The sequence below is a fragment of the Pseudoxanthomonas sp. SGNA-20 genome (assembly GCF_003931635.1).
GTDB lineage: Bacteria > Pseudomonadota > Gammaproteobacteria > Xanthomonadales > Xanthomonadaceae > Pseudoxanthomonas.
In genome coordinates this window covers 69,288-89,464 of sequence record NZ_RRYK01000001.1, presented here as the reverse complement: position 1 = coordinate 89,464, position 20,177 = coordinate 69,288, and the positions used below count along the sequence as shown (strand labels likewise).

Sequence of the window (20,177 nt, the reverse complement as noted above, 5' to 3'; positions counted from 1 at the left end):
GGTCATACCCAAGCAGATGAGCAGGCTGTTCCGTGACGTCGATGGCGGGTCGCTGTGCCCGCGCGGCAGCGTGGTCTGCATCGGCGCCTTCGACGGCCTCCACCTCGGCCATCGGGCGCTGGTGCGGCATGCCGTGGCGCGCGCACGCGCGCTGGACGTGGCGGCGGTCGCGCTGAGCTTCGAACCGCTGCCGCGCGAGTTCTTCGGCCGCGGCAGCCCGCCGCCGCGCCTGACCCTGCCGCGCGACCGCATCCGCCTGCTGCTGGACCAGGGCCTGGACCACCTGGGCCTGTTGCGCTTCAACGCCGCGCTGGCGGCGATGCCGGCCGAGGACTTCGTGCGCCGCGTGCTGGCCGGCCGGCTGGGCGCGCGCGAGGTGTGGATCGGCCCCGACTTCCGCTTCGGCCACCGCCGCGGCGGCGACCTGGCCCTGCTGCAGGCCATGGGCGCGGAACTGGGCTTCCACGCCGGCGAGATCGAGCCGGTGCAGGCCCAGGGCGAGCGCGTCTCCAGCACCCGCATCCGCGAGGCCCTGGTCGCCGGCGACTTCGCCCGCGTGCATTCCTTGCTGGGCCGGCCCTACGCGATCGGCGGGCGCGTGGTGCGCGGCCGCCAGCTCGGCCGCACCCTCGGTTTCCCGACCGCGAACCTGCGGTTCCCCAAGGCGCCGGCGCTGTCCGGCATCTACGCGACCTGGGTGCACGGCGTGGCCGCGCAGCCGTGGCCGTCGGTGTCCAGCTTCGGTACCCGGCCCACGGTCGAGGGCGTGGAGCCGCTGCTGGAAGCCCACCTGTTCGACTTCGCCGGCGACCTCTACGGGTGCCACATCGAGGTCGAGTTCGTCGCCAAGTTGCGCGACGAGGAGAAATTCCCCGACCTGCCGGCCCTGACCGCGCAGATGCAGCGCGATGCCGAGCAGGCGCGCGCCATCCTTTCCGAATCCGAACGACTGCGAGCCACGGCGTGAGCCAGGACTACAAAGCCACCCTACACCTGCCCGCCACCGACTTCCCCATGCGCGGCGACCTGCCGCGGCGCGAGCCCGAGATCCTCGCGCGCTGGGAGTCCGAGCGCCTCTACGAGAAGCTGCGCGCCCATGCCAAGGGCCGCCCGCTGTTCGTCCTGCACGACGGCCCGCCGTATGCCAACGGCGCGATCCACCTCGGGCATGCGGTCAACAAGATCCTCAAGGACATCATCGTCAAGTCGCGCCACCTGGCCGGCTTCGACGCGCCGTACGTGCCGGGCTGGGACTGCCACGGCCTGCCGATCGAGATCGCGATCGAGAAGAAGTACGGCAAGGTCGGGGTCAAGCTCGACGCGACCGAGTTCCGGCAGAAGTGCCGCGAATACGCGCAGTCGCAGATCGAGATCCAGCGCAAGGACTTCAAGCGTCTGGGCGTGATCGGCGACTGGGACAACCCGTACCGCAGCCTGGACTTCCGCTTCGAAGCCAACGAGATCCGGGCCCTGGCCAGGATCGTCGACAACGGCCACCTGACCCGCGGCGTGAAGCCGGTGCACTGGTGCTTCGACTGCGGCTCGGCCCTGGCCGAGGCCGAGATCGAGTACCAGGACAAGGTCTCCCCGGCGATCGACGTGGCCTACCTGGCGCGCGACCCGCAGGCGGTGGCGCGCGCCTTCGGCGTCGAGCTGCCGGAAGGCGTCGAGGTCGCGGTGCCGATCTGGACCACCACCCCGTGGACCCTGCCGGCCTCGCTGGCGGTGTCGCTGGGTCCGGACCTGGAGTACGCCCTGGTCGAAGGCCCGGCACAGGATGGCCGCCGCCGCTGGCTGGTGCTGGCCGACGCGCTGGCCGAGCGCGCGCTGCAGCGCTACGGCGTGGCCGGCGTGACCGTGCATGGTCGCGCCGCCGGTTCCGCGCTGGAGCACCAGCTGCTGGCGCATCCGTTCTACGCCGAGCGCGACATCCCGGTGATCCTCGGCAGCCACGTGTCGGCCGAGGACGGTACCGGCGCGGTCCACACCGCGCCCGGGCACGGCCAGGACGACTACGTGGTCGGCAAGGCCTACGGCCTGATCGAGAAGTACACGGCGGCCCAGCTCAATCCGGTCGACGGCCGCGGCGTGTACCTGCCGTCGACCCCGGCCGCGCGCGGCGTGGAGCTGGCCGGCCAGCACATCTGGAAGGCCAACGACGTCATCGTCGAGGTGCTGCGCGAGGCCGGCGTGCTGCTGGCCGCGAGCAGGCTCGAGCACAGCTATCCGCACTGCTGGCGCCACAAGACCCCGATCGCGTTCCGCGCCACGCCGCAGTGGTTCATCTCGATGGACCAGTCCAACCTGCGTGCCGATGCCCTGGCCGCGATCGACACGGTCAAGTGGTACCCGGAGTGGGGCAAGGCCCGCATCTCCGCCATGGTCGAGGGCCGCCCGGACTGGACCATCTCGCGCCAGCGCACCTGGGGCGTGCCGATCGCGCTGTTCGTGCACCGCGAGACCGGCGAGCCGCACCCGCGCAGCAGCGAGCTGATGCGCCAGGTGGCCGACCGGGTGGAGCAGGGCGGCATCGACGTGTGGTATTCGCTGGACCCGGTCGAGCTGCTGGGCGACGAAGCCGGCCAGTACGAGAAGATCACCGACATCCTCGACGTCTGGTTCGACTCCGGCGTGACCCACGAGGCGGTCCTGCTGGAGCGCGGCCTGGGCAAGCCGGCCGACCTGTACCTGGAAGGCTCGGACCAGCACCGCGGCTGGTTCCAGTCCTCGCTGCTGACCGGCGTGGCGATCGACAAGGCCGCGCCGTACCGGCAGTGCCTGACCCACGGCTTCACCGTGGACGAGCACGGCCGCAAGATGTCCAAGTCGCTGGGCAACGGCATCGAGCCGCAGGACATCATGAAGACCCTGGGCGCGGACATCCTGCGCCTGTGGATCGCCTCGGCCGACTACTCCAACGAGATGTCGCTGTCGCAGGAGATCCTCAAGCGCAACGCCGACGCCTACCGCCGCATCCGCAACACCGCGCGCTTCCTGCTGGCCAACCTGCATGGCTTCGAGCCGGCGCGGCACCTGCGCCCGCTGGACGACATGGTCGCGCTGGACCGCTGGATCGTGCACCGCGCCTGGGAGGTGCAGGAGAAGATCAAGGCCGCCTACGAGCGCTACGACTTCGCCGGCATCGTGCAGGCGCTGCTGAACTTCTGCTCGGTGGACCTGGGCTCGCTGTACCTGGACGTGACCAAGGACCGCCTGTACACGATGGGCGAGGACTCGCGCGGCCGCCGCAGCGCGCAGAGCGCGATGTACCGCATCGCCGAGGCCTTCGTGCGCTGGATCGCGCCGATCCTCAGCTTCACCGCCGACGAGCTGTGGGGCTACCTGCCCAAGGACACCGGCGACGGCCAGCGCGAGGAGAACGTGCTGTTCGCCACCTGGTACGAGGGCCTGGCGCCCATGCCGGAGGACGCGGAGCTGGGCGCGGCCGACTTCGAGCGCCTGCTGGCGCTGCGCGAGCAGGTGGCCAAGGTGCTGGAGCCGATGCGCGCCAACGGCCAGATCGGCGCCGCGCTGGAGGCCGAGATCACCGTGACCGCCGGCGCCGAGACCGCGGCCCACCTGCAGCCGCTGGCCGAGGAACTGCGCTTCCTGTTCATCAGCGGCGACGTGACCGTGGTGCCGGCGCAGACCGACGGCATCTTCGTCACCGCCCAGCCCACCAGCAAGCCCAAGTGCGTGCGCTGCTGGCACTACCGCGCCGACGTCGGCACGCATCCGGGGCACCCGGAGGCCTGCGGCCGCTGCGTGTCCAACATCGAGGGCCCGGGCGAAGCGCGGAGGTGGTTCTGAGCCCGCGTCCCGCCCCGCGCCCGAACGCGCTGCCGTGGCTGCTGCTGTCGGCGGCGGTGATCGTGCTGGACCAGTGGAGCAAGGCCTGGGTGCTGTCCAGCCTGCCCGAGTTCACCGCCGTGCCGGTGATCGAGGGCTTCTGGAACTGGTACCGCACCTACAACACCGGCGCGGCGTTCAGCTTCCTGGCCAACGCTGGCGGCTGGCAGATCGTGTTCTTCAGCGTGTTGGCCTTCGCCATCAGCGGGCTGATGGGCTGGTGGCTGTGGCGCACCCCGCGCGGCGACTGGCGCCAGGCCCTGCCGTACGCGCTGGTGATCGGCGGCGCCCTGGGCAACGTGATCGACCGCCTGGTCCACGGCCACGTGGTCGATTTCATCCAGTGGCACTGGCGCGACTATTACTGGCCGGCGTTCAACATCGCCGACTGCGCGGTGGTCGGCGGCGCGATCGGCATCGCCCTGTTCGGCCTGGCCGGCGCCCGCCGCAAGCCGGCTTCCTGAACCCCGCCAGCGCCGCGGCCGGCCGCCGCGGCCCGGATATCGGATAATCCCGCCCATGGACGTCATCCTCGCCAACCCCCGCGGCTTCTGCGCCGGCGTCGACCGCGCGATCGAGATCGTCAAGCGCGCGATCGAGACCCTCGGCGCGCCGATCTACGTGCGCCACGAGGTGGTGCACAACCGCTTCGTGGTCGACGACCTGCGCGCCCGCGGCGCGATTTTCGTCGAGGAGCTGGACGAGGTCCCCGACGGCAACACCGTGATCTTCAGCGCCCACGGCGTGTCCAAGGACGTGCGCAACGAGGCCGCGCGCCGCGGGCTGAAGGTGTTCGACGCCACCTGCCCGCTGGTGACCAAGGTGCACCTGGAGGTGGCGCGCCACTGCCGCGCCGGGCGCGACGTGGTCCTGATCGGCCACGCCGGCCACCCGGAGGTCGAGGGCACGATGGGCCAGTGGGAAGCCCAGTGCGGCGGCGGCAGCATCTACCTGGTGGAAGGCGTGGAGGACGTGGCCAGGCTGGAGGTGCGCCAGCCGGAGAACCTGTTCTACACCACCCAGACCACGCTCTCGGTGGACGATACCCGGGGCATCATCGAGGCCCTGCAGCGCCGCTTCCCGGCGATCCAGGGGCCGAAGAACGACGACATCTGCTACGCCACCCAGAACCGCCAGGATGCGGTGCGCGAACTGGCGCGCCGCTGCGACCTGGTGCTGGTGGTCGGCTCGCCCAACAGCTCCAACTCCAACCGCCTGGCCGAGCTGGCCCGGCGCGAGGGCGTGGAGTCGTACCTGATCGACGGCGCCCACGAGATCGATCCGGCCTGGATCGCCGGCAAGCAGCGGGTCGGCCTGACCGCTGGCGCCTCCGCGCCGCAGGTGCTGGTGGACGGGGTGATCGAGCGCCTGCGCGAGCTGGGCGCCGGCGGCGTCACCGAGCTGGAGGGCGAGCCGGAGAACATGGTCTTCGCCCTGCCGAAGGAACTGCGCCTGCGCCTGGTCGACTGAGCGCGGCGCGCCGGCTCAGCCCGGCGGCATCTCCTGCGCGCGCAGCCGGCGCAGGATCTCGAACAGCAGCGCGCTGCGCGTGGCCGAGGCCTGGCGCGGCGAGGGCACGTAGCCGCTGGCGCTGAACACGATGCGGTCGTTGGTGATGTTGTCGATCGCCACCGAGGGCGCGGGCGTTTCCAGGATCGCCGGGTGTTCGCGGAACACTTCCAGCAGCAGGTCGCGCACCCGGTCCGGGTCGGTCGACAGCGGCATCGGCAGCTGGATCTTCACCAGGCCCTCGGCGTTGGCGTAGGTGCGGTTGCGCACCGCCTTGGTGATCAGCTCGGAGTTGGGCACCAGCACCGTGGTGCGGTCGCCGGTCTGGATCTCGGTGGCGCGCACGTTGATCCGGCGGATGTCGCCCTCGGCGTCGCCCACCACCACCCAGTCGCCGACCTTGACCGGGCGCTCGGCCAGCAGGATCAGGCCGGAGATGAAGTTCTGCACGATCGCCTGCAGGCCGAAGCCGATGCCCACCGACAGCGCGCTGGCGATCCACGCGATCCGCTCCAGGCCAACCCCGATCGCCGCCAGCGCCATCGCGATCGCCAGCACCATGCCGGCGTAGCCGACCAGGGTCGCGACCGAGGCACGCATGCCCTCGTCCATGCGCGTGGTCGGTAGCAGGCGGCGTTCCAGCCAGCGCCGGAACAGGTGCAGCAGCAGGCTGGCGCCGGCGAACACCAGCAGGGCGCGGACGATGTTGCGCGGGCTCAGGACCAGCTCGCCAATGGTGATGCCGCGCAGCAGCTGCATGCTGCGGTCGACCAGGTCGGTGCCGCCGGCGCCCCAGGGCATGGCCAGCGCGATCAGCGCCGCCAGCGCGACCACCGCGCGCAAGGCCACCGACAGCAGCACCGCGGCGCGGTCCACCAGGCGCGGCTCGATCCCGAAGCGGGTGTTGATGCGCCTGCCGGCGGCGCCGCGCGAGGCCAGGACCGTGCACACCAGGTCGTCGACGAAGCGCATCGCCAGCCAGGCCGTGGCGGCCACCATCACCGCCCAGATCACCTGCATGCCGACGAAGGCCGACAGCGCCACGTAGCCGGCCACCAGGCCCAGGAACGCGACCGCGTTGCCGATCCAGCCCAGGCTGACGGCCACGTTCATCCACGGCCGGAAGTGGACCGGCGGCGCGTCGCCCGCGTCGGCCAGCGGCTGCAGGCGCTGGATCCGCAGCAGCACCACCAGCACCAGCGCCACGCACAGCGCCGCCGACAGGCCGGTGATGGCCACCGCCAGGTCCAGGCTGGTCGCGGCCAGCCGGACCACCTCCTGGCCCAGGCTGGCCAGGGCGATCACCAGCGCCGCCGGCAGCGGGAACACGCGCAGCGCCCTGGCGCCGGCGTCGGAGATCGCCGGCAGGCGCCACGAGGGCCGGTCCACCGACAGCAGCGCGCTGCCCAGGGCGGTGGCCACCGCCACGAACACCGCCAGCGCCAGCGCATGCCCGGCCAGCGCCGCCACCGCGGCCGGCGGCGCATTCGGCAGCAGCGCGCCGCGTACCAGCTGCGCCACGCACAGCGCTGCGACCAGTGCCAGCAGCACCCGCAGCGTCGGCGGGGCCGAGCGCCGCAGGCGGCCCGGCGGCACGTGCCGGGTGGCCAGCTCCGGGATCCGGCGGCCCAGCCACCAGGCTCCGGCCGCCAGCAGCACGGCCAGGCCCAGGCTCACCAGCGGCTGCAGGCCGGCCGCCTTCCAGTGTTCGCGGCTGGCCTCGACGACGGCGTGCCACAGCTTGCGTACCCGGCCCAGGTCGCGCGGGGCGCTGGCGGCGAGCTGGCGCCAGAACGCCGGCCGCCACGGCGGCGTGGTCCGCTCCGAGAGCATCCCGAAGAAGCGCTGCTGGCGCAGCGTGGCGATGCGCTCCAGCAGCTGCGTGCCTTCCACGACCGCCAGCCGTGCCTGGCGCAGTTCCGCATCCACCGCCGCACGCTGGTCCTGCAGGGCGCGGCGCTCGCGGGCCACGTCGCCGGGTTCGTCCTGGCCTTCCGGCACCTCGCCCAGTTCGGCCAGGCGCGCGTCCAGGCTCTGCAGCTCCGGGGTGCGGCCGTCGATCAGCGCCTGCGCCGCGGCCTGGATCTCCAGCACCGCCTCGCGCGCCTTGGCGAGCTCGGCATCGTGCTCGTAGCGCTCCAGGCGGGTGGCGATCGTCTCCAGCTGGCGCCGGCCCGCGTCCACGTCGGGCCCGTCGGCCAGGGCCGGCGCGCCGAGGACGAGGCAGAGCAGCAGGAGCGGGCGCAGCAGGAAGGCGGTCCGGTGCATGGACGGTCGGGTTGCGGATGGGGCGGTTACGTTAGCACCGGGCGCGCGGCGCACGGGCGACCGTGCTTTCACCGGGCGGGGACCATGCTGGCGGCCGGATCCCTGGCGGCGGACGACATGGCGCAACGGCAGCACGACAGGCAGGACCCGGCGGCGCCGACCATCTGGACCGTCGGCCATTCCACCCTGGAGTGGGAGGCGTTCCTGGAGCTGCTGCGCGCGCACGGCATCGGCGCGATCGCCGACGTGCGCCGCTACCCGGGCTCGCGGCGCTACCCATGGTTCGCCAGCGACGCCCTGGCCCGCGCGCTGCCGCAGGCCGGGATCGGCTACCGCTGGCTGCCGCAGCTGGGCGGGCGCCGCGCACCGCGGCCGGATTCGCCCAACGCCGCCTGGCGCAATGCCGGCTTCCGCGGCTACGCCGACCACATGGCCAGCACCGAATTCGGCGAGGGCCTGGCCGCGGCACTGGAACTGGCAGCCACGCAACGCACCGCGCTGATGTGCGCCGAGGCGGTGTGGTGGCGCTGCCACCGCCGCCTGCTCTCCGACCTGCTGCAGCACCGCGGCTGGCAGGTCCTGCACATCCTCGACGCCGGCCCGGCGCAGCCGCACCCCGGCAACCCCGATGCGCGCCCGGCCGGCGATGGCCTCGTCTATCCGGCGCTGCAGGGCGGGCTGTTCCCGGAAGGATGACCGGCTGGCCGGTCCGGGCGGGAAGAGGAGGAGCCTCCAGGTGCCCTCTGTTGGCGCGCCGGCTGCAATCAGCGGCTGCCCGGGCCTGGAGTGCCGTCGCTTGATGGCTGGATCCGGGCCGCTGGCGATGACGCCGCCGGGAGCGGAGGTGGAAGGCTAGGGCGGCCGGAAGGACGAACGCCCGGCACGGGGCCGGGCGTTCGGGATTGGTGCCGGAAATAGGATTCGAACCTACGACCTACGCATTACGAATGCGCCGCTCTACCAACTGAGCTATTCCGGCAGGCCGGGCGCCGCAGCGGCCGGGGGCGCGATTCTAACCGGACAGGCGCCGCGCAGGCCAGCGGGGCCGGGGACGGGGCATCGGCGGTGCGCGCGGCGGCGGGCCGCCTGCCTTGGCCTGCCCGGCCGGGCGCGTGCGTCTCAGCCGGCGCGAACCGCGGCGGGTATGCTGCCGCCCTCGTTGGACGAAAGGCATCGATGGCCATGGCGAAACCGGGCAAGGCGCGCACCGCCTACGTGTGCGGCGAATGCGGCGCCGAGTACAGCAAGTGGCAAGGGCAGTGCGGCGAGTGCAGTGCCTGGAACTCGCTCTCGCAGGTGGTGCTGGAGCCGGCCTCCGCCGCGGGCACGGCGACGCCGGCGGCGCGCCGCAGCGGCTGGGCCGGCAAGGTCGACCCGCCGAAGGTCACCGCGCTGAAGGACGTCACCCAGGCCGCCGAGGTGCGCGTGTCCACCGGCATCGGCGAGCTGGACCGGGTCCTGGGCGGCGGCCTGGTCGAGGGCGCGGTGGTGCTGGTCGGCGGCGACCCGGGCATCGGCAAGTCCACCCTGCTGCTGCAGGCGGTGGCGAAGATGGCCCCGCAGCTGCCGGCGCTGTACGTCACCGGCGAGGAATCGCTGGCCCAGGTGGCCGGGCGCGCGGTGCGCCTGGACCTGCCGCTGGACAACCTGCAGGCGCTGGCCGAGACCGGGGTCGAATCGATCCTGCAGCACGCGGCGGAGGCCAAGCCGCGGCTGATCGTGGCCGACTCGGTGCAGACCCTGTGGACCGAGACCTTGACCGCCGCGCCGGGCTCGGTCAGCCAGGTGCGCGAGAGCGCCGCGCGCCTGGTGCGCTACGCCAAGGAGACCGGCACCGCGGTGTTCCTGGTCGGCCACGTCACCAAGGAGGGCGGCATCGCCGGCCCGCGCGTGCTCGAGCACATGGTCGACGCGGTGCTGTACTTCGAGGGCGAGAGCGGCAGCCGCTTCCGCGTGCTGCGCGCGTTCAAGAACCGCTTCGGCGCGGTCAACGAGCTGGGCGTGTTCGCGATGGGCGAGAAGGGCCTGAAGGAAGTGCCCAACCCTTCGGCGATCTTCCTCTCCGGCAGCGCGCGCCAGCCCGGCAGCTGCGTGATGGTGACCCGCGAGGGCACCCGTCCGCTGCTGGTGGAGGTGCAGGCGCTGGTGGATTCCTCGCCGCTGTCCAACCCGCGCCGGGTCGCGGTGGGCCTGGAGCAGAACCGCCTGGCCATGCTGCTGGCGGTGCTGCACCGGCATGGCGGCGTGGCGGTCGGCGACCAGGACGTGTTCGTCAACGTGGTCGGCGGCATCCGCGTGCAGGAGACCGCGGCCGACCTGCCGGTGCTGCTGGCGGTGCTGTCCTCGCTGCGCGACCAGCCGCTGCCGGACAAGACCATCGCCTTCGGCGAGGTCGGCCTGTCCGGCGAGATCCGCCCGGTGCCCAATGGCGAGGAGCGCCTGCGCGAGGCGGCCACGCATGGCTTCCGGCGCGCGATCGTGCCCAGGGCCAACGCCCCGCGTGGCGGCGCGAAGTACAAGGACCTGGAAGTGATCGCGGTCGAGCGCCTGGCCGACGCGCTGGAACACGCCTGAGCGCGGCGGCGCCTCAGGGACGGCCGGGTGCGGAGGCCTGCGGCGCCGCCGGGGCGGCGCCGGCGGGAACGGCCACCAGCAGCACCCGACCGTCGCGCACGGCCACGCCGCGCGCCTGCGGCGTGGTGCCCGTGGCCACCGCGCTGGAAACCAGGGCGGCGCTGCCGGCATCCGACAGCACCAGGTCCCCGCCATCCTCCTGCAGGCCGCCCTCGTCGACCAGCGCCTGCACCTGCTCCGGCTGCAGGCCGATGCGCAGGTGCCCGCCGGCACCCGCATCCAGGGTCAGCAGGCCGCGGCCGGGCGCGGCGCCTGCGCCGGCCGGCGGTTCGGCATCTTCCGCTTGCGGATCGGCGACCCGCAGGGGCAGCGGCGGATTGCCTGCGCCCGGCGCCATCGGCAGCAGGCCTTCCGGAGCGGCCTGGTCGAAGCGGCCGTCGCTGGCCATGAATTCGCTGTCGGCGATGTCCAGGCCGGTGCTCACCAGCCGGCCCACGTCCACCTGCGCGCCGGGCGCGAACAGCACGCCGGCGGCGTTGACCAGGTAGACGTGGCCGTTGCCGGAAAGCCGGCCGGCGATGCGCGAAGGCTGCCCGCCCAGCACCCGGTTGAGCACCACCGCCGAGGCATCGGGCTGGACGAAGTGCACGGCGGCATCGGCGCCGATGTCGAAGCTGCGCCATTCCAGGATCGCGCGCTGGCTGTGCTGGGTGATGGTGAGGCTGCGCTCGTGGCGGGCCAGGTCGGCCTTGCCGGCGACCACGCGCCCGTCCTGCGGCAGGGCATCGCGCTCTTGCGCGCCGGCGCCGGCCGCAAGCGTCAGGGTGGCGGCCGTGGCCAGGCACAGGACATGGATGCGGGTCGGGCGCATGGCGGTGTACTCGCTGGGGCCGGAGCGGTGGGTCATGGCGAAAAGCGCTGGCGCAGGTTGAACCATAGCTGCGGCCCGCGGCGGGTGCCATCCTGGTTGGCGCCGTCCAGGCCGCCCGGGTTGTCGCCCAGCGGTGCGGCGAGCGCCAGGCCCAGGGTGGTGCCGCGGCGGTACCAGCGCAGGCCCAGCCCGGCCGCGGCCAGGCCGTAGCGGTTGACCAGCGCCGGGTCCCAGGGATCCTGGCGCGCGCGGATGCGGCCGCCGTCGGCGAACAGGAAGGCGTCGACCTCGCTGCTGCCCGGCGCCGGGAACACACGGTGCAGTTCCAGCTGGGCCAGCGCGCCGCTGTCGCCGGGCGCCTCGTTGACCGGATAGCCGCGCACGCCCGAGGGGCCGCCGAGCACGAACTGCTGCGAGGAATCGAGGTTGCCGTCGGCCCACTGGCCGTTGACGCGCGCGCGCAGGTACCAGTCCCGGCCAAGCCAGCGGTCGTGGCGCAGCTCCAGCCGGGCGAGGGAGAAATCGCCGTGCACGCCGGCGCTGTCGAACTCCAGCTCGACCGGAAGGCCCAGGCGCACGCGGCCATGGGCCAGGTCCAGGATCCAGGCGGTATGGCCGCTGCCGGCGTGCACGGCATCGCCGAACAGGCTCAGGGTCAGGTCGTGCAGGCGGCGCCGGCGCAGCTCCTCGCCGAGGCTGGCGTCTTCCTGCAGGCGCCGGGCCCAGGCCAGCTCCATCTCGAGGTTGGCCGCCTCGCTGCGCAGCAGGGGATAGCTCACGCCGGCGCGGTACAGGCGCGAGGCGCCGCGCGCCTCCAGCTCCTCGAACTCCTTGCCCAGGCGGTAATGCAGGTCGGTATAGCCGAGGCTGCCGCGCAGGCCGCTGGCGCCCAGCGGCAGGGTGTAGCTGGCGCCGGCGTACTCCAGCTCCTCGCCGCGCATCACGGTGGCGCCGAGCTGGTCGCCGTAGCCACTGGGGTTGTCCACGGTCAGCCGGCCGATCGCCTGCGCGCGCCCGGTGTAGCGGCTGCCGTCGTTGCCGACCGCGAGGCTGCCGCCGAACAGCGGGCCGTCCTCGACCTGCAGCACCAGGTCGCTGGTGCCCGGTTCCTGGCCGGGTTGCAGCACACCGTCGACGTACACGCCCGGCAGGTCGTTGGCCAGCAACAGGCCGCGCTCCAGCCGCCACACGGGATAGGGCTCGCCGGCACGCAGGCCGCGGCCGGCCATGGCGGCCACGAAGTTGCCGCGCGCGCGGCTGCCTGCGTCCAGCACGCCGATCCGGCCAAGGCGGCCTTCCAGCACCTGCACGACGACCGTGCCGTCGGTGATGTCCTGTTCCGGCAGTTCGGCGCGGGCGAACCAGCCGTGGGCGCGGTAGAGCGCCACGATCCGGCGCAGGGCCGCCTGCAGGTCGGAGAAGCGCAGCGGGCGGTCGCGCCAGGGCGCCAGCGCTTCCTGCAGGGTCGCCTCCGGCAGCAGGGTGGCGCCTTCCAGGCGGAAGCGGCGGACCTCGAACCGCGGCCCGGCTTCGTCGGCCGCGGGCTGTTCGCGCGTCGCGGGCGCGGGCGGCGCCACCGGCGCCATGCCAAGCGCGCGCTCGGCCTGGCGCTGCACCTGGCCGGCATCCGGCGGCGTGGCCAGCGCCGATGCCGGGGGCAGCAGCGCGGCGAGGGCCGCGGCCAGGACCGCCGCCCCGCGGGGAGCGGGCCGGCTACGGGTGGGCCGGTGTGGGCGCCGTGCGGTCGAGCGCATGGCGGTTCAGGGCCTGCCCAGCACCAGTTCCAGCACGAACTTGCTGCCGAAGAAGGCCAGCAGCAGGAGCACCATCGCGGTCAGGGTCCAGCGCACCGCGCGCACGCCGCGCCAGCCGTAGCGCCAGCGGCCCAGCAGCAGGCCGCCGAACACCAGCCACGACAGCATGCTCAGCACGCTCTTGTGCACCAGGTGCTGGGACAGGAAGTCCTCGACGAAAAGTACGCCGGTCAGCAGGGTCAGGCTCAGCAGGGCGAAGCCGGCGCCGATCGTGCGGAACAGCAGCGACTCCAGTTCGGTCAGCGGCGGCAGCGAGCGCAGCCAGGTGCTGAAGGTGCGCCGGCGCAACGCGCGCTCCTGGATGCGCAGCATCACCGCCAGCACCGCGGCGATGGCCAGGGTGGCGTAGGCCAGCAGCGCCAGCCAGGCATGCAGCTGCAGGCGCCAGCCCAGCACCGTCGAGGTGGTGTGCCCGTGCAGGTGGTAGGCGACCAGCAGCGCCGCCGCCAGCGGGAAGGCGAACACGCCCAGCGCGGCCATGCGTCCGCGCGCGCCCACCAGCATGGTCATGCCGGCCATGCCCATGCCCACCAGCGACAGGGCGGAGAAGAAGTGCATGTCCGGGCCGCCGGGCGTGCGCCAGGCGACGAGGAGGTGGTAGGCGGCGTGCAGCAGGACCGCCGGTGCCGCCGCGGCCAGCCAGGCGCGTCCCGGCTGCGGCCGGCCCTGGCCCATGGCGCGGAACAGCAGGCCCGCGGCGGTCAGGTAGGCAAGTGCGGCAATGAGAACGATTGTCATCGCGTGAGTGTCGCATAGCGCCGCGGCCAACCGGAATGCCATGGGTTGCCTTGACCGCCACGGCGGGCGCCAAGGCAGCGTCGCGGCGTCACCGCTGGCGGCGGCGCGGGAGGGATGGGCCGGCCATCATGCCAGCCTGGCGCGGTGCCCGGGGCGGCACTGTGTGTGGCCGTGCTGCGCGCCCGCCGCGGCGGCGGGCGCGCTCAGTGGTCGCCGCCCACCGGCCGCGGCCCCTTGGCCGTGAACGGCGGCCGCGCGAACCACACCAGCACGATCACCGCCAGGAAGATGATGCCAAGCAGGTGGAAGATCTCGTTGAAGCCGATCTGCGCGGCCTGCTGGCCGATCTCCTGGTTGAGCATCAGCGCCCCGCGGGTGAGGTCGCCCTGGCCCAGCTGGATCGCCAGCTGGCGCACGCCTTCGTCGCTGGCGGGCAGGTGCTCGGTCAGGCGCGCATGGTGGATGGTGGTGCGCTGGTTCCAGGCCCAGGTGGTCAGCGAGGCGGCGAAGCTGCCGCCCAGGGTGCGCACGAAGGTGGCCAGGCCGGACCCGGCGGCGATCTCGTGCGGCTCCAGGTCCGACAGCAGGATGGTCAGCACCGGCATGAAGAACAGGGCCACGCCGATGCCCTGCACCAGCTGGATCATCGCCACGCGCTGGAAGTCCACGTCCAGGTTGAAGCCGGCGCGCATGAAGCTGGTGGTGGCCATCGCCACGAAGGCGAGGCTGGCCAGCATGCGCAGGTCGAAGCGGGTGGCGTACTTGCCCACGAACGGGGTCAGCAGCACCGGCAGGATGCCGATCGGCGCGGTGGCGAAGCCGGCCCAGATCGCGGTGTAGCCCATGTTCCGCTGCAGCCACAGCGGCACCATCAGGCCGATGGCGAAGAACGCGGCGTAGGCCGTGACCATCGCCACCGTGCCGGCGGCGAAGTTGCGGTGGCGGAACAGGCGCAGGTTGACGATCGGATCCTTCTCGGTGAGCTCCCAGATCACGAACACCGCCAGTGCGACCACCGCGACGATGGTCAGCACCACGATCTCGGTGGACTGGAACCAGTCCTTCTCGTTGCCCAGGTCGAGCATGATCTGCAGCGCGCCCACGCCCAGCACCAGGCTGGCCAGGCCAATGTAGTCCATCTTCGGCTTCTCGGTGCGCTCGGGCCGGCCCTTCATCTGCGAGCTCACCACCCAGGCCGCGAACAGGCCGATCGGCACGTTGATGAAGAAGATCCACTCCCAGCTGTAGTTGTCGGTGATCCAGCCGCCGAGGATGGGGCCGGCGATCGGCGCGACCACGGTGACCATCGCCAGCAGGGCGATGGCCTGGCCGCGCTTGGCCGGTGGATAGATCGACAGCAGCAGGGCCTGGGTCACCGGGTACATCGGGCCGCAGACGAAGCCCTGCAGGGCGCGCGATGCCACCAGCATGCCCATGCTCTGCGAGATGCCGCACAGCAGGGAGGCGACGACGAAGGCCAGGGTCGCCCACTGGAACAGGCGCACCTCGCCGAAGCGGCGGCTGAGGAAGCCGGTCAGCGGCAGGGCGATGGCGTTGCTGACCGCGAACGAGGTGATCACCCAGGTCGCCTGGTTGGCACTGGCGCCGAGGTTGCCGGAGATGGTCGGCAGCGAGACGTTGGCGATCGTGGTGTCCAGCACCTGCATGAACGAGGCGAGCGCCAGGCCCAGGGTGGCCAGGGCCACGCTGGGCGGACGGAATGGCTGGGCCGCGGCGGCCGCGCGTGGCGCGGCGCCGGATCCGGGGGCGGTGACGGCGGTGGAGGACATGGGGGAGGGCGTCCGTCAGCCGTGCGCGCGCGGCAGGTTCTGCTCGATGATCCGGGTGATCAGCGCGTTGGCCTCGTCCAGCTGCCTGCGGTAGACGGCGGTGGAGAAGCGCGGCTCGCCTTCGCCGCGCGACTGCGCCAGCACCTGGCCGCTGTCATCGCGCACGTCCACGTCGACATGCATGCTCAGGCCCAGGCGCAGCGGATGGGGGGCCAGCTGCTCCGGGTCCAGCTCGATCCGCACCGGCACGCGCTGCACGATCTTGATCCAGTTGCCCGAGGCGTTTTGCGCCGGCAGCAGGGAGAACGCGCTGCCGGTGCCCAGGCCGAGGCTGGCGACCTTGCCCTGGTAGCGGACGCTGCCGCCGTACAGGTCGGCCCTGACCTCGACCGGCTGGCCGATGCGCATGCGCGCCAGCTGGGTTTCCTTGAAGTTGGCCTCCACCCACATCTGCTCCAGCGGCACCACGGTCATCAGCGTGGCGCCGGGCTGCACGCGCTGGCCCAGCTGCACCTGGCGCCTGGCCACGTAGCCGGACACCGGGGCGACGATCGCGGTGCGCTGCAGTCCCAGGTAGGCCTGGCGCAGCTGCGAGGCGGCGGCCTGCACCTGCGGCTGCTCCTGCACGGTGGTGGCATCGACCAGGGCGCGGCTGCGCTGCAGGTTGCCCCGGGCGGTGCCCAGCGCGGCCTCGGCGGCGGCGAGCACGTCGCGGGCGTGGGCCAGTTCCTCGCGCGAGATCGCGCCGCTGGCGACCAGGCCCTCGCGGCGCTTCACGTCGGCGCGTGCCTGCTCGACCGCGACCTGGCGCGCGCGCAGTTCGGCCTGGGCAGCGTCGGCGCTGCCGAAGTAACCGCGCACCTGGCGCACGGTCGCGGCCAGGTTGGCCACGGCCTGGTCGTAGGCGACCTGGGCGTCGTTCGGGTCCAGCTGCACCAGCACCTGGCCGGCCTCGACCCGGTCGCCGTCGTCGGCTTGGATGCCGACCACGGTGCCGGCGGTCTGCGGCACCACGCTCACCACGTTGCCCTGGGCGTAGGCGTCGTCGGTGTCCTCGTGCCAGCGGGCGTACAGCAGGTACCAGGCCAGCCAGGCGGCGCCGGCCAGGACCACGACCAGCAGCAGGATCTTCAGGGCGCGCTGGCGCTTGCCATTGCTGGCGGGCGCGGCCGGCGCGGTCACTTGCGGATTGGTTTCGGTGGTCATGGGCGTGGGGGGCTCAGGAGTTCGGTTCGGAGGCGGTGGATGCGGTAGCGGGCGCGTCGAAGGACAGGCCGCCGCCAAGCGCGCGGTCGAGGTCGACCGCGGCCAGGTAGCGCTGCGCGCGCAGCGCCGCCAGCTGCTGCTCGACCTGCAGCAGCGGACGCTGCGCGGACAGCACCTCGAGCTGGCTGCCGATGCCGGCGTGGTAGCGGGCCTCGGCCAGCTGCAGCGCGGCCTCGGCGGAGGCGCGCGCCTCCTGCAGCGAGCGTTCCTGCGCGTCCAGCGAGCGGATCGCCTGGACTGCGTCGGTCACCTCGTGCAGGGCATCGACCACGCCCTGGTTGTAGCGGGCCACGGCCAGGTCGTAGTCGGCGTTGCGCGCATCCAGCCGGTTGCGGCGCGCGCCGGCGTCGAAGATCGGCAGGCTGATTGCCGGGCCGCCGAAGCCGAGCACGGCGTCGCCGTCGAACAGGTCGGCGAAGTCGGTGGCGGCCAGGCCGACCAGGCCGCTGAGGTCGATGCTGGGCCTGAAGGTGGCCTTGGCCGACTTGATGCCCTGCGCCGCGGCCTCGACCCGCCAGCGCGCGGCGACCACATCGGGGCGGTGGCCCAGCAGTTCGCTCGGCAGCACCCCCGGCAGCGCCGGCGCGGGAGCCTGCAGCAGGCGTGGGCGGGCGATGTCCAGGCCGCGGTCCGGGCCCTGGCCCAGCAGCGCGGCCAGGGCAGTGCGCAGGGCGTCGATCTGCTGCTGCGCCGCCTCCACCTGGGCCTTGGCCGTGGCGATGGCGGTCTCGGCGTTGCGCAGCGACAGCGCGCCGTCGATGCCGGCGTCCACGCGCTGGCGGCCCAGCTGCAGCAGGCGCTCGCTGCGCTGCTGCTCGCGCAGGGCGATGTCGTGCGCCTCGTGGGCCTGGGCCAGGGCGATGTAGCTGCGCGCCACGTTCGCGGCCAGGGACAGGCGTGCGGCCTGGGCCTCGATCTGGCTGGCGCGGGCCTCGCCCAGCGCGGCCTCGTAGTCGGCGCGCCTGCCGCCCCACACGTCCAGCGGCCAGTCGAAGTTGAGCATCAGCACCGCGTTGTGCATCAGCTGGCCGCCCAGCTCCTCGCCGGCCAGGCCCTCGGGCAGCTGGGCCACCGCGTACTGCGCGCTGCCGGCCACGGTCGGCTTGCGCGCGGCGGAAGCGAGGCCGGCCTGGGCGCGGGCCTTGCGCAGGCGGGCGTCGGCGGCCACCAGCGAGGGACTGCCGTCGAGGGCCTCGGCGACCAGCGTGTCCAGCTGCGGGTCGCCGAAGGCGCGCCACCAGTCCTGGCGCGGGAACGCGGCCGGGCTGGTGGGCGCGCCGTCCAGGCTGCGCGCGGCGGCATGGGTGTCGGCATCGCGCAACTGCGCGGCCGGCTCCAGCCCGCCGGTGCTGGCGCAGCCGGCCAGCGCGAGCGCAAGGGACAGGGTACCGATGGCCGCCAGGCGGCGGCCGGGGTGGGGGAGGGCAGGCATCGGTCAGGTTTCCGGAATGGAAAGGTTGTCGCGGACCTGCTCCAGCAGGCGCACGAACTGCGCGCGCTGGGCTTCGTCCAGGCCGGCGAAGGCGGCCTCGCTGACCCGCTCGCCGCACTGGGCGATGTCGCGCGCGATCTGCTTGCCGCCTTCGGTCAGGCGGATGTTGAGCGCGCGGCGGTCGCCCGGATCGGCGCCGCGCACGATCAGGCCGCGGGCCTCGAGCCTGTCCAGCAGGCGGGTCATGGCGCCCGGGGTCAGTTCGGCGATGCGCGCCAGCTCGGTGGCGTTGGCCACGCCGTCGGCCAGCTTCTTGATGGTCAGGAACTGGCTGAAGTTGAGGTCGTGGCCGGCGCGGGCCAGCTCCCGTTCCCAGCGGGCGCGCATGGCGTCGCGGACCTGCCGCACGAGCAGGCCCAGCGACGCGCCGGTGCAGATGGGGGAGTTGGACATGGGGCGGCAGGGTACCGCCCGATGTTTGCCAATGCAAATATTGGGTGCTCAAGTTGTTGCCGGGGCGGGCAGCAGAGGCTGCAGCCAGCCCTCCAGCTCGGGCAGGTCGTCCTCCGTGCCGATCCGGGCGAGGTAGCCATCCGGCCGGACCAGGGCCCAGCCGCCCGGTGGCAGGCCCCAGGCGGCGGCGAAGTCGCCGTGCACGTCGCGCAGCTCGGCCTTCGGCCCGATCCGGTGCACGCGCAGGCCGGGCCGGGCCGGCACCGGCGTGCCGGTGGCCAGCAGGGTCCAGTGCGGGCCGGCCAGCAGCTCGAACACGCGCCGCGACTGTCCGGCCGCGCCCAGCAGGCGCGCGTCCGGGGCGCGGTCGCCGGGCTGGACCGCGGCCGGGCAGGTGGCGGCCGGGGCCAGCGGCCCGCCGCGGTAGCCCACGTCCAGCTGGCGGGTCTCGCGGTCGCGGCGCAGCTCGCCCCGGCGGGCCTGGCCGAGCAGGCGGGTGGACATCTCCAGCATCCCGGCGGCGACCGGCCGGCGCTCGGCCTCGTAGGTGTCCAGCAGGGCGTCCGGTGCCCCGGCCAGCACCGCGGCGAGCTTCCAGCCCAGGTTCCAGGCGTCCTGCACGCTGGTGTTCAGGCCCTGGCCGCCGGTGGGCGGGTGCACGTGCGCGGCATCGCCGGCCAGGAACACCCGCCCGTCCCGGTAGCGCTCGGCCAGGCGCGCGTTCATCGTGTAGACCGAGGCCCAGTGCACCTCGCGCACGCGCAGCCCGGGCAGGCCGCTGCGCTCGCGCACCAGTGCCTCCAGCGTGGCAGCCGACAGCCCGACCTCGCCGTCCGGCGGCACCGCCGCCTGCAGCTGGAACAGGTCGGTGCCCATCAGCGGGCACAGCATGGCGAGCCGCTCGCCGCCCTCGCCGAACTGGTGCCAGGCCTCGCGTCCCAGCCCCTCCAGGACGATGTCCGCGACCAGCGCGCGCTGGCCCAGGGTGCGACCGGGAAAGCCGATGCCCAGCGCCCGGCGCACGAAGCTGCGGCCGCCGTCGGCGCCCACCAGGTAGCGGGCGCGTACGGTCCGCACGCCCTCCGGACCGGCGATGCGCGCGGTCACGCCGTCCGCGTCCTGGGCCAGGCCGACCAGGGCGTGGCCGAACCGGGGGCGGTGGCCCAGCTCCAGCAGGCGCTCGCGCAGGATCGCCTCGGTGGTGGCCTGCGCCACCATCAGCGGCAGCGGGTGGGGCTCGGCCGGCGTGGGCGGACCGGACTCGGCCACCGCCACCTCGGCATGGCGGCCGTCCGGGCGGTAGCGGCGCAGTGGCGGGTACGGGCCGCCGGCGGCCGCCAGGCGGTCGAGCACGCCCAGCATGGCGAAGATCTCCAGGCTGCGCGGCTGCAGGCCCTTGCCGCGGGAGCCGTGGAACGGCCGCTCCCGCACCTCGACCAGCTGGAACCGGACCCCGCGGCGGGCCAGTTCGATGGCCAGGACCAGGCCGGTGGCGCCGGCGCCACAGACCAGCACGTCGGTTTCGTTGCGCGTTTCCATCGTCGTCCTCCAGAATGTGCAAAATGCACACATGGAGGGCACGCTAATGGCGTCGGCGGGTAATGTGCAAGATA

The 20,177-nt window shown here is 73.3% G+C and carries 15 protein-coding genes and 1 tRNA gene; 6 read left to right on the top strand and 10 right to left on the bottom strand.

Annotated features, from left to right (window positions below; translation table 11 throughout):
- Positions 1-16 precede the first annotated feature (16 nt).
- From EIM48_RS00360 to ispH, 4 genes are read left to right on the top strand one after another with little or no spacing between them, the layout of a single operon-like run.
- On the top strand, positions 17-967 hold the full coding sequence (locus EIM48_RS00360) for a bifunctional riboflavin kinase/FAD synthetase (RefSeq protein ID WP_028915389.1): 951 nt from the start codon (positions 17-19) through the stop codon (positions 965-967).
- The gene (gene ileS / locus EIM48_RS00355) at positions 964-3,810 is read left to right on the top strand and encodes an isoleucine--tRNA ligase (protein ID WP_125076595.1); all 2,847 of its coding nucleotides are present in this window, start codon (positions 964-966) and stop codon (positions 3,808-3,810) included. Before EIM48_RS00360 ends, ileS begins: the two co-directional genes overlap by 4 nt.
- On the top strand, positions 3,807-4,313 hold the full coding sequence (gene lspA, locus EIM48_RS00350; RefSeq protein ID WP_125076628.1) for a signal peptidase II: 507 nt from the start codon (positions 3,807-3,809) through the stop codon (positions 4,311-4,313). The genes ileS and lspA overlap by 4 nt, the downstream gene beginning before the upstream one ends.
- A 55-nt stretch (positions 4,314-4,368) precedes the next feature.
- Complete coding sequence (gene ispH, locus EIM48_RS00345) at positions 4,369-5,319, top strand: 4-hydroxy-3-methylbut-2-enyl diphosphate reductase (protein WP_125110862.1); 951 nt, start codon at positions 4,369-4,371, stop codon at positions 5,317-5,319.
- A gap of 15 nt (positions 5,320-5,334) precedes the next feature.
- Here the strand turns inward: ispH and EIM48_RS00340 are convergent, their stop codons facing one another.
- A complete protein-coding gene (locus tag EIM48_RS00340; protein WP_125110861.1) occupies positions 5,335-7,626 on the bottom strand; it encodes a DUF3772 domain-containing protein in 2,292 nt (763 codons plus the stop codon).
- A gap of 117 nt (positions 7,627-7,743) precedes the next feature.
- Between EIM48_RS00340 and EIM48_RS00335 the strand changes: the two genes are divergently transcribed.
- Positions 7,744-8,322, top strand: coding sequence for a DUF488 domain-containing protein (locus EIM48_RS00335; RefSeq protein ID WP_026010538.1), 579 nt, complete (start codon positions 7,744-7,746; stop codon positions 8,320-8,322).
- Between the two features lie 207 nt (positions 8,323-8,529).
- Here the strand turns inward: EIM48_RS00335 and EIM48_RS00330 are convergent.
- Positions 8,530-8,605: transfer RNA gene (locus EIM48_RS00330), tRNA-Thr, on the bottom strand.
- A gap of 197 nt (positions 8,606-8,802) precedes the next feature.
- On the opposite strand from EIM48_RS00330, the gene radA reads away from it, so the two are divergent.
- Complete coding sequence (gene radA / locus EIM48_RS00325) at positions 8,803-10,200, top strand: DNA repair protein RadA (protein ID WP_199728361.1); 1,398 nt, start codon at positions 8,803-8,805, stop codon at positions 10,198-10,200.
- Positions 10,201-10,213: 13 nt separating this feature from the next.
- Here radA and EIM48_RS00320 read toward each other — a convergent pair whose 3' ends face one another.
- From EIM48_RS00320 to EIM48_RS00285, 8 genes are all read right to left on the bottom strand, one after another.
- Positions 10,214-11,107, bottom strand: coding sequence for a filamentous hemagglutinin N-terminal domain-containing protein (locus EIM48_RS00320; RefSeq protein WP_125110860.1), 894 nt, complete (start codon positions 11,105-11,107; stop codon positions 10,214-10,216).
- Positions 11,104-12,825 carry a ShlB/FhaC/HecB family hemolysin secretion/activation protein gene (locus EIM48_RS00315; protein ID WP_125110859.1) on the bottom strand — a complete coding sequence of 574 codons (1,722 nt, stop codon included), beginning with the start codon at positions 12,823-12,825 and terminating at the stop codon, positions 11,104-11,106. Before EIM48_RS00315 ends, EIM48_RS00320 begins: the two co-directional genes overlap by 4 nt.
- 6 nt (positions 12,826-12,831) lie before the next feature.
- Entirely contained in the window at positions 12,832-13,623 is a 792-nt protein-coding gene (gene ccsA / locus EIM48_RS00310) for a cytochrome c biogenesis protein CcsA (RefSeq protein WP_125076598.1), read from the bottom strand.
- Positions 13,624-13,826: 203 nt separating this feature from the next.
- A complete protein-coding gene (locus tag EIM48_RS00305) occupies positions 13,827-15,413 on the bottom strand; it encodes a DHA2 family efflux MFS transporter permease subunit (RefSeq protein ID WP_125110858.1) in 1,587 nt (528 codons plus the stop codon).
- Between the two features lie 15 nt (positions 15,414-15,428).
- The gene (locus EIM48_RS00300) at positions 15,429-16,619 is read right to left on the bottom strand and encodes an efflux RND transporter periplasmic adaptor subunit (RefSeq protein ID WP_125110857.1); all 1,191 of its coding nucleotides are present in this window, start codon (positions 16,617-16,619) and stop codon (positions 15,429-15,431) included.
- Between the two features lie 13 nt (positions 16,620-16,632).
- Positions 16,633-18,111: an efflux transporter outer membrane subunit gene (locus EIM48_RS00295; protein WP_019398720.1), complete on the bottom strand. Its 1,479-nt coding sequence runs from the start codon at positions 18,109-18,111 to the stop codon at positions 16,633-16,635.
- A gap of 3 nt (positions 18,112-18,114) precedes the next feature.
- Complete coding sequence (locus EIM48_RS00290; RefSeq protein WP_125110856.1) at positions 18,115-18,564, bottom strand: MarR family transcriptional regulator; 450 nt, start codon at positions 18,562-18,564, stop codon at positions 18,115-18,117.
- A 48-nt stretch (positions 18,565-18,612) separates the two neighbouring features.
- Entirely contained in the window at positions 18,613-20,103 is a 1,491-nt protein-coding gene (locus EIM48_RS00285; RefSeq protein ID WP_125110855.1) for an FAD-dependent oxidoreductase, read from the bottom strand.
- Positions 20,104-20,177 lie beyond the last annotated feature (74 nt).

What these genes read in the sequence shown, in the direction of transcription:
- ccsA (WP_125076598.1), bottom strand. Translation starts at nt 13,623, where the DNA reads ATGACAATCGTTCTCATTGCCGCACTTGCCTACCTGACCGCCGCGGGC.
- EIM48_RS00335 (WP_026010538.1), top strand. Translation starts at nt 7,744, where the DNA reads ATGGCGCAACGGCAGCACGACAGGCAGGACCCGGCGGCGCCGACCATC.
- EIM48_RS00315 (WP_125110859.1), bottom strand. Translation starts at nt 12,825, where the DNA reads ATGCGCTCGACCGCACGGCGCCCACACCGGCCCACCCGTAGCCGGCCC.
- EIM48_RS00340 (WP_125110861.1), bottom strand. Translation starts at nt 7,626, where the DNA reads ATGCACCGGACCGCCTTCCTGCTGCGCCCGCTCCTGCTGCTCTGCCTC.
- EIM48_RS00290 (WP_125110856.1), bottom strand. Translation starts at nt 18,564, where the DNA reads ATGTCCAACTCCCCCATCTGCACCGGCGCGTCGCTGGGCCTGCTCGTG.
- EIM48_RS00295 (WP_019398720.1), bottom strand. Translation starts at nt 18,111, where the DNA reads ATGCCTGCCCTCCCCCACCCCGGCCGCCGCCTGGCGGCCATCGGTACC.
- EIM48_RS00300 (WP_125110857.1), bottom strand. Translation starts at nt 16,619, where the DNA reads ATGACCACCGAAACCAATCCGCAAGTGACCGCGCCGGCCGCGCCCGCC.
- EIM48_RS00285 (WP_125110855.1), bottom strand. Translation starts at nt 20,103, where the DNA reads ATGGAAACGCGCAACGAAACCGACGTGCTGGTCTGTGGCGCCGGCGCC.
- EIM48_RS00305 (WP_125110858.1), bottom strand. Translation starts at nt 15,413, where the DNA reads ATGTCCTCCACCGCCGTCACCGCCCCCGGATCCGGCGCCGCGCCACGC.
- EIM48_RS00360 (WP_028915389.1), top strand. Translation starts at nt 17, where the DNA reads ATGAGCAGGCTGTTCCGTGACGTCGATGGCGGGTCGCTGTGCCCGCGC.
- radA (WP_199728361.1), top strand. Translation starts at nt 8,803, where the DNA reads ATGGCCATGGCGAAACCGGGCAAGGCGCGCACCGCCTACGTGTGCGGC.
- ispH (WP_125110862.1), top strand. Translation starts at nt 4,369, where the DNA reads ATGGACGTCATCCTCGCCAACCCCCGCGGCTTCTGCGCCGGCGTCGAC.
- EIM48_RS00320 (WP_125110860.1), bottom strand. Translation starts at nt 11,107, where the DNA reads ATGACCCACCGCTCCGGCCCCAGCGAGTACACCGCCATGCGCCCGACC.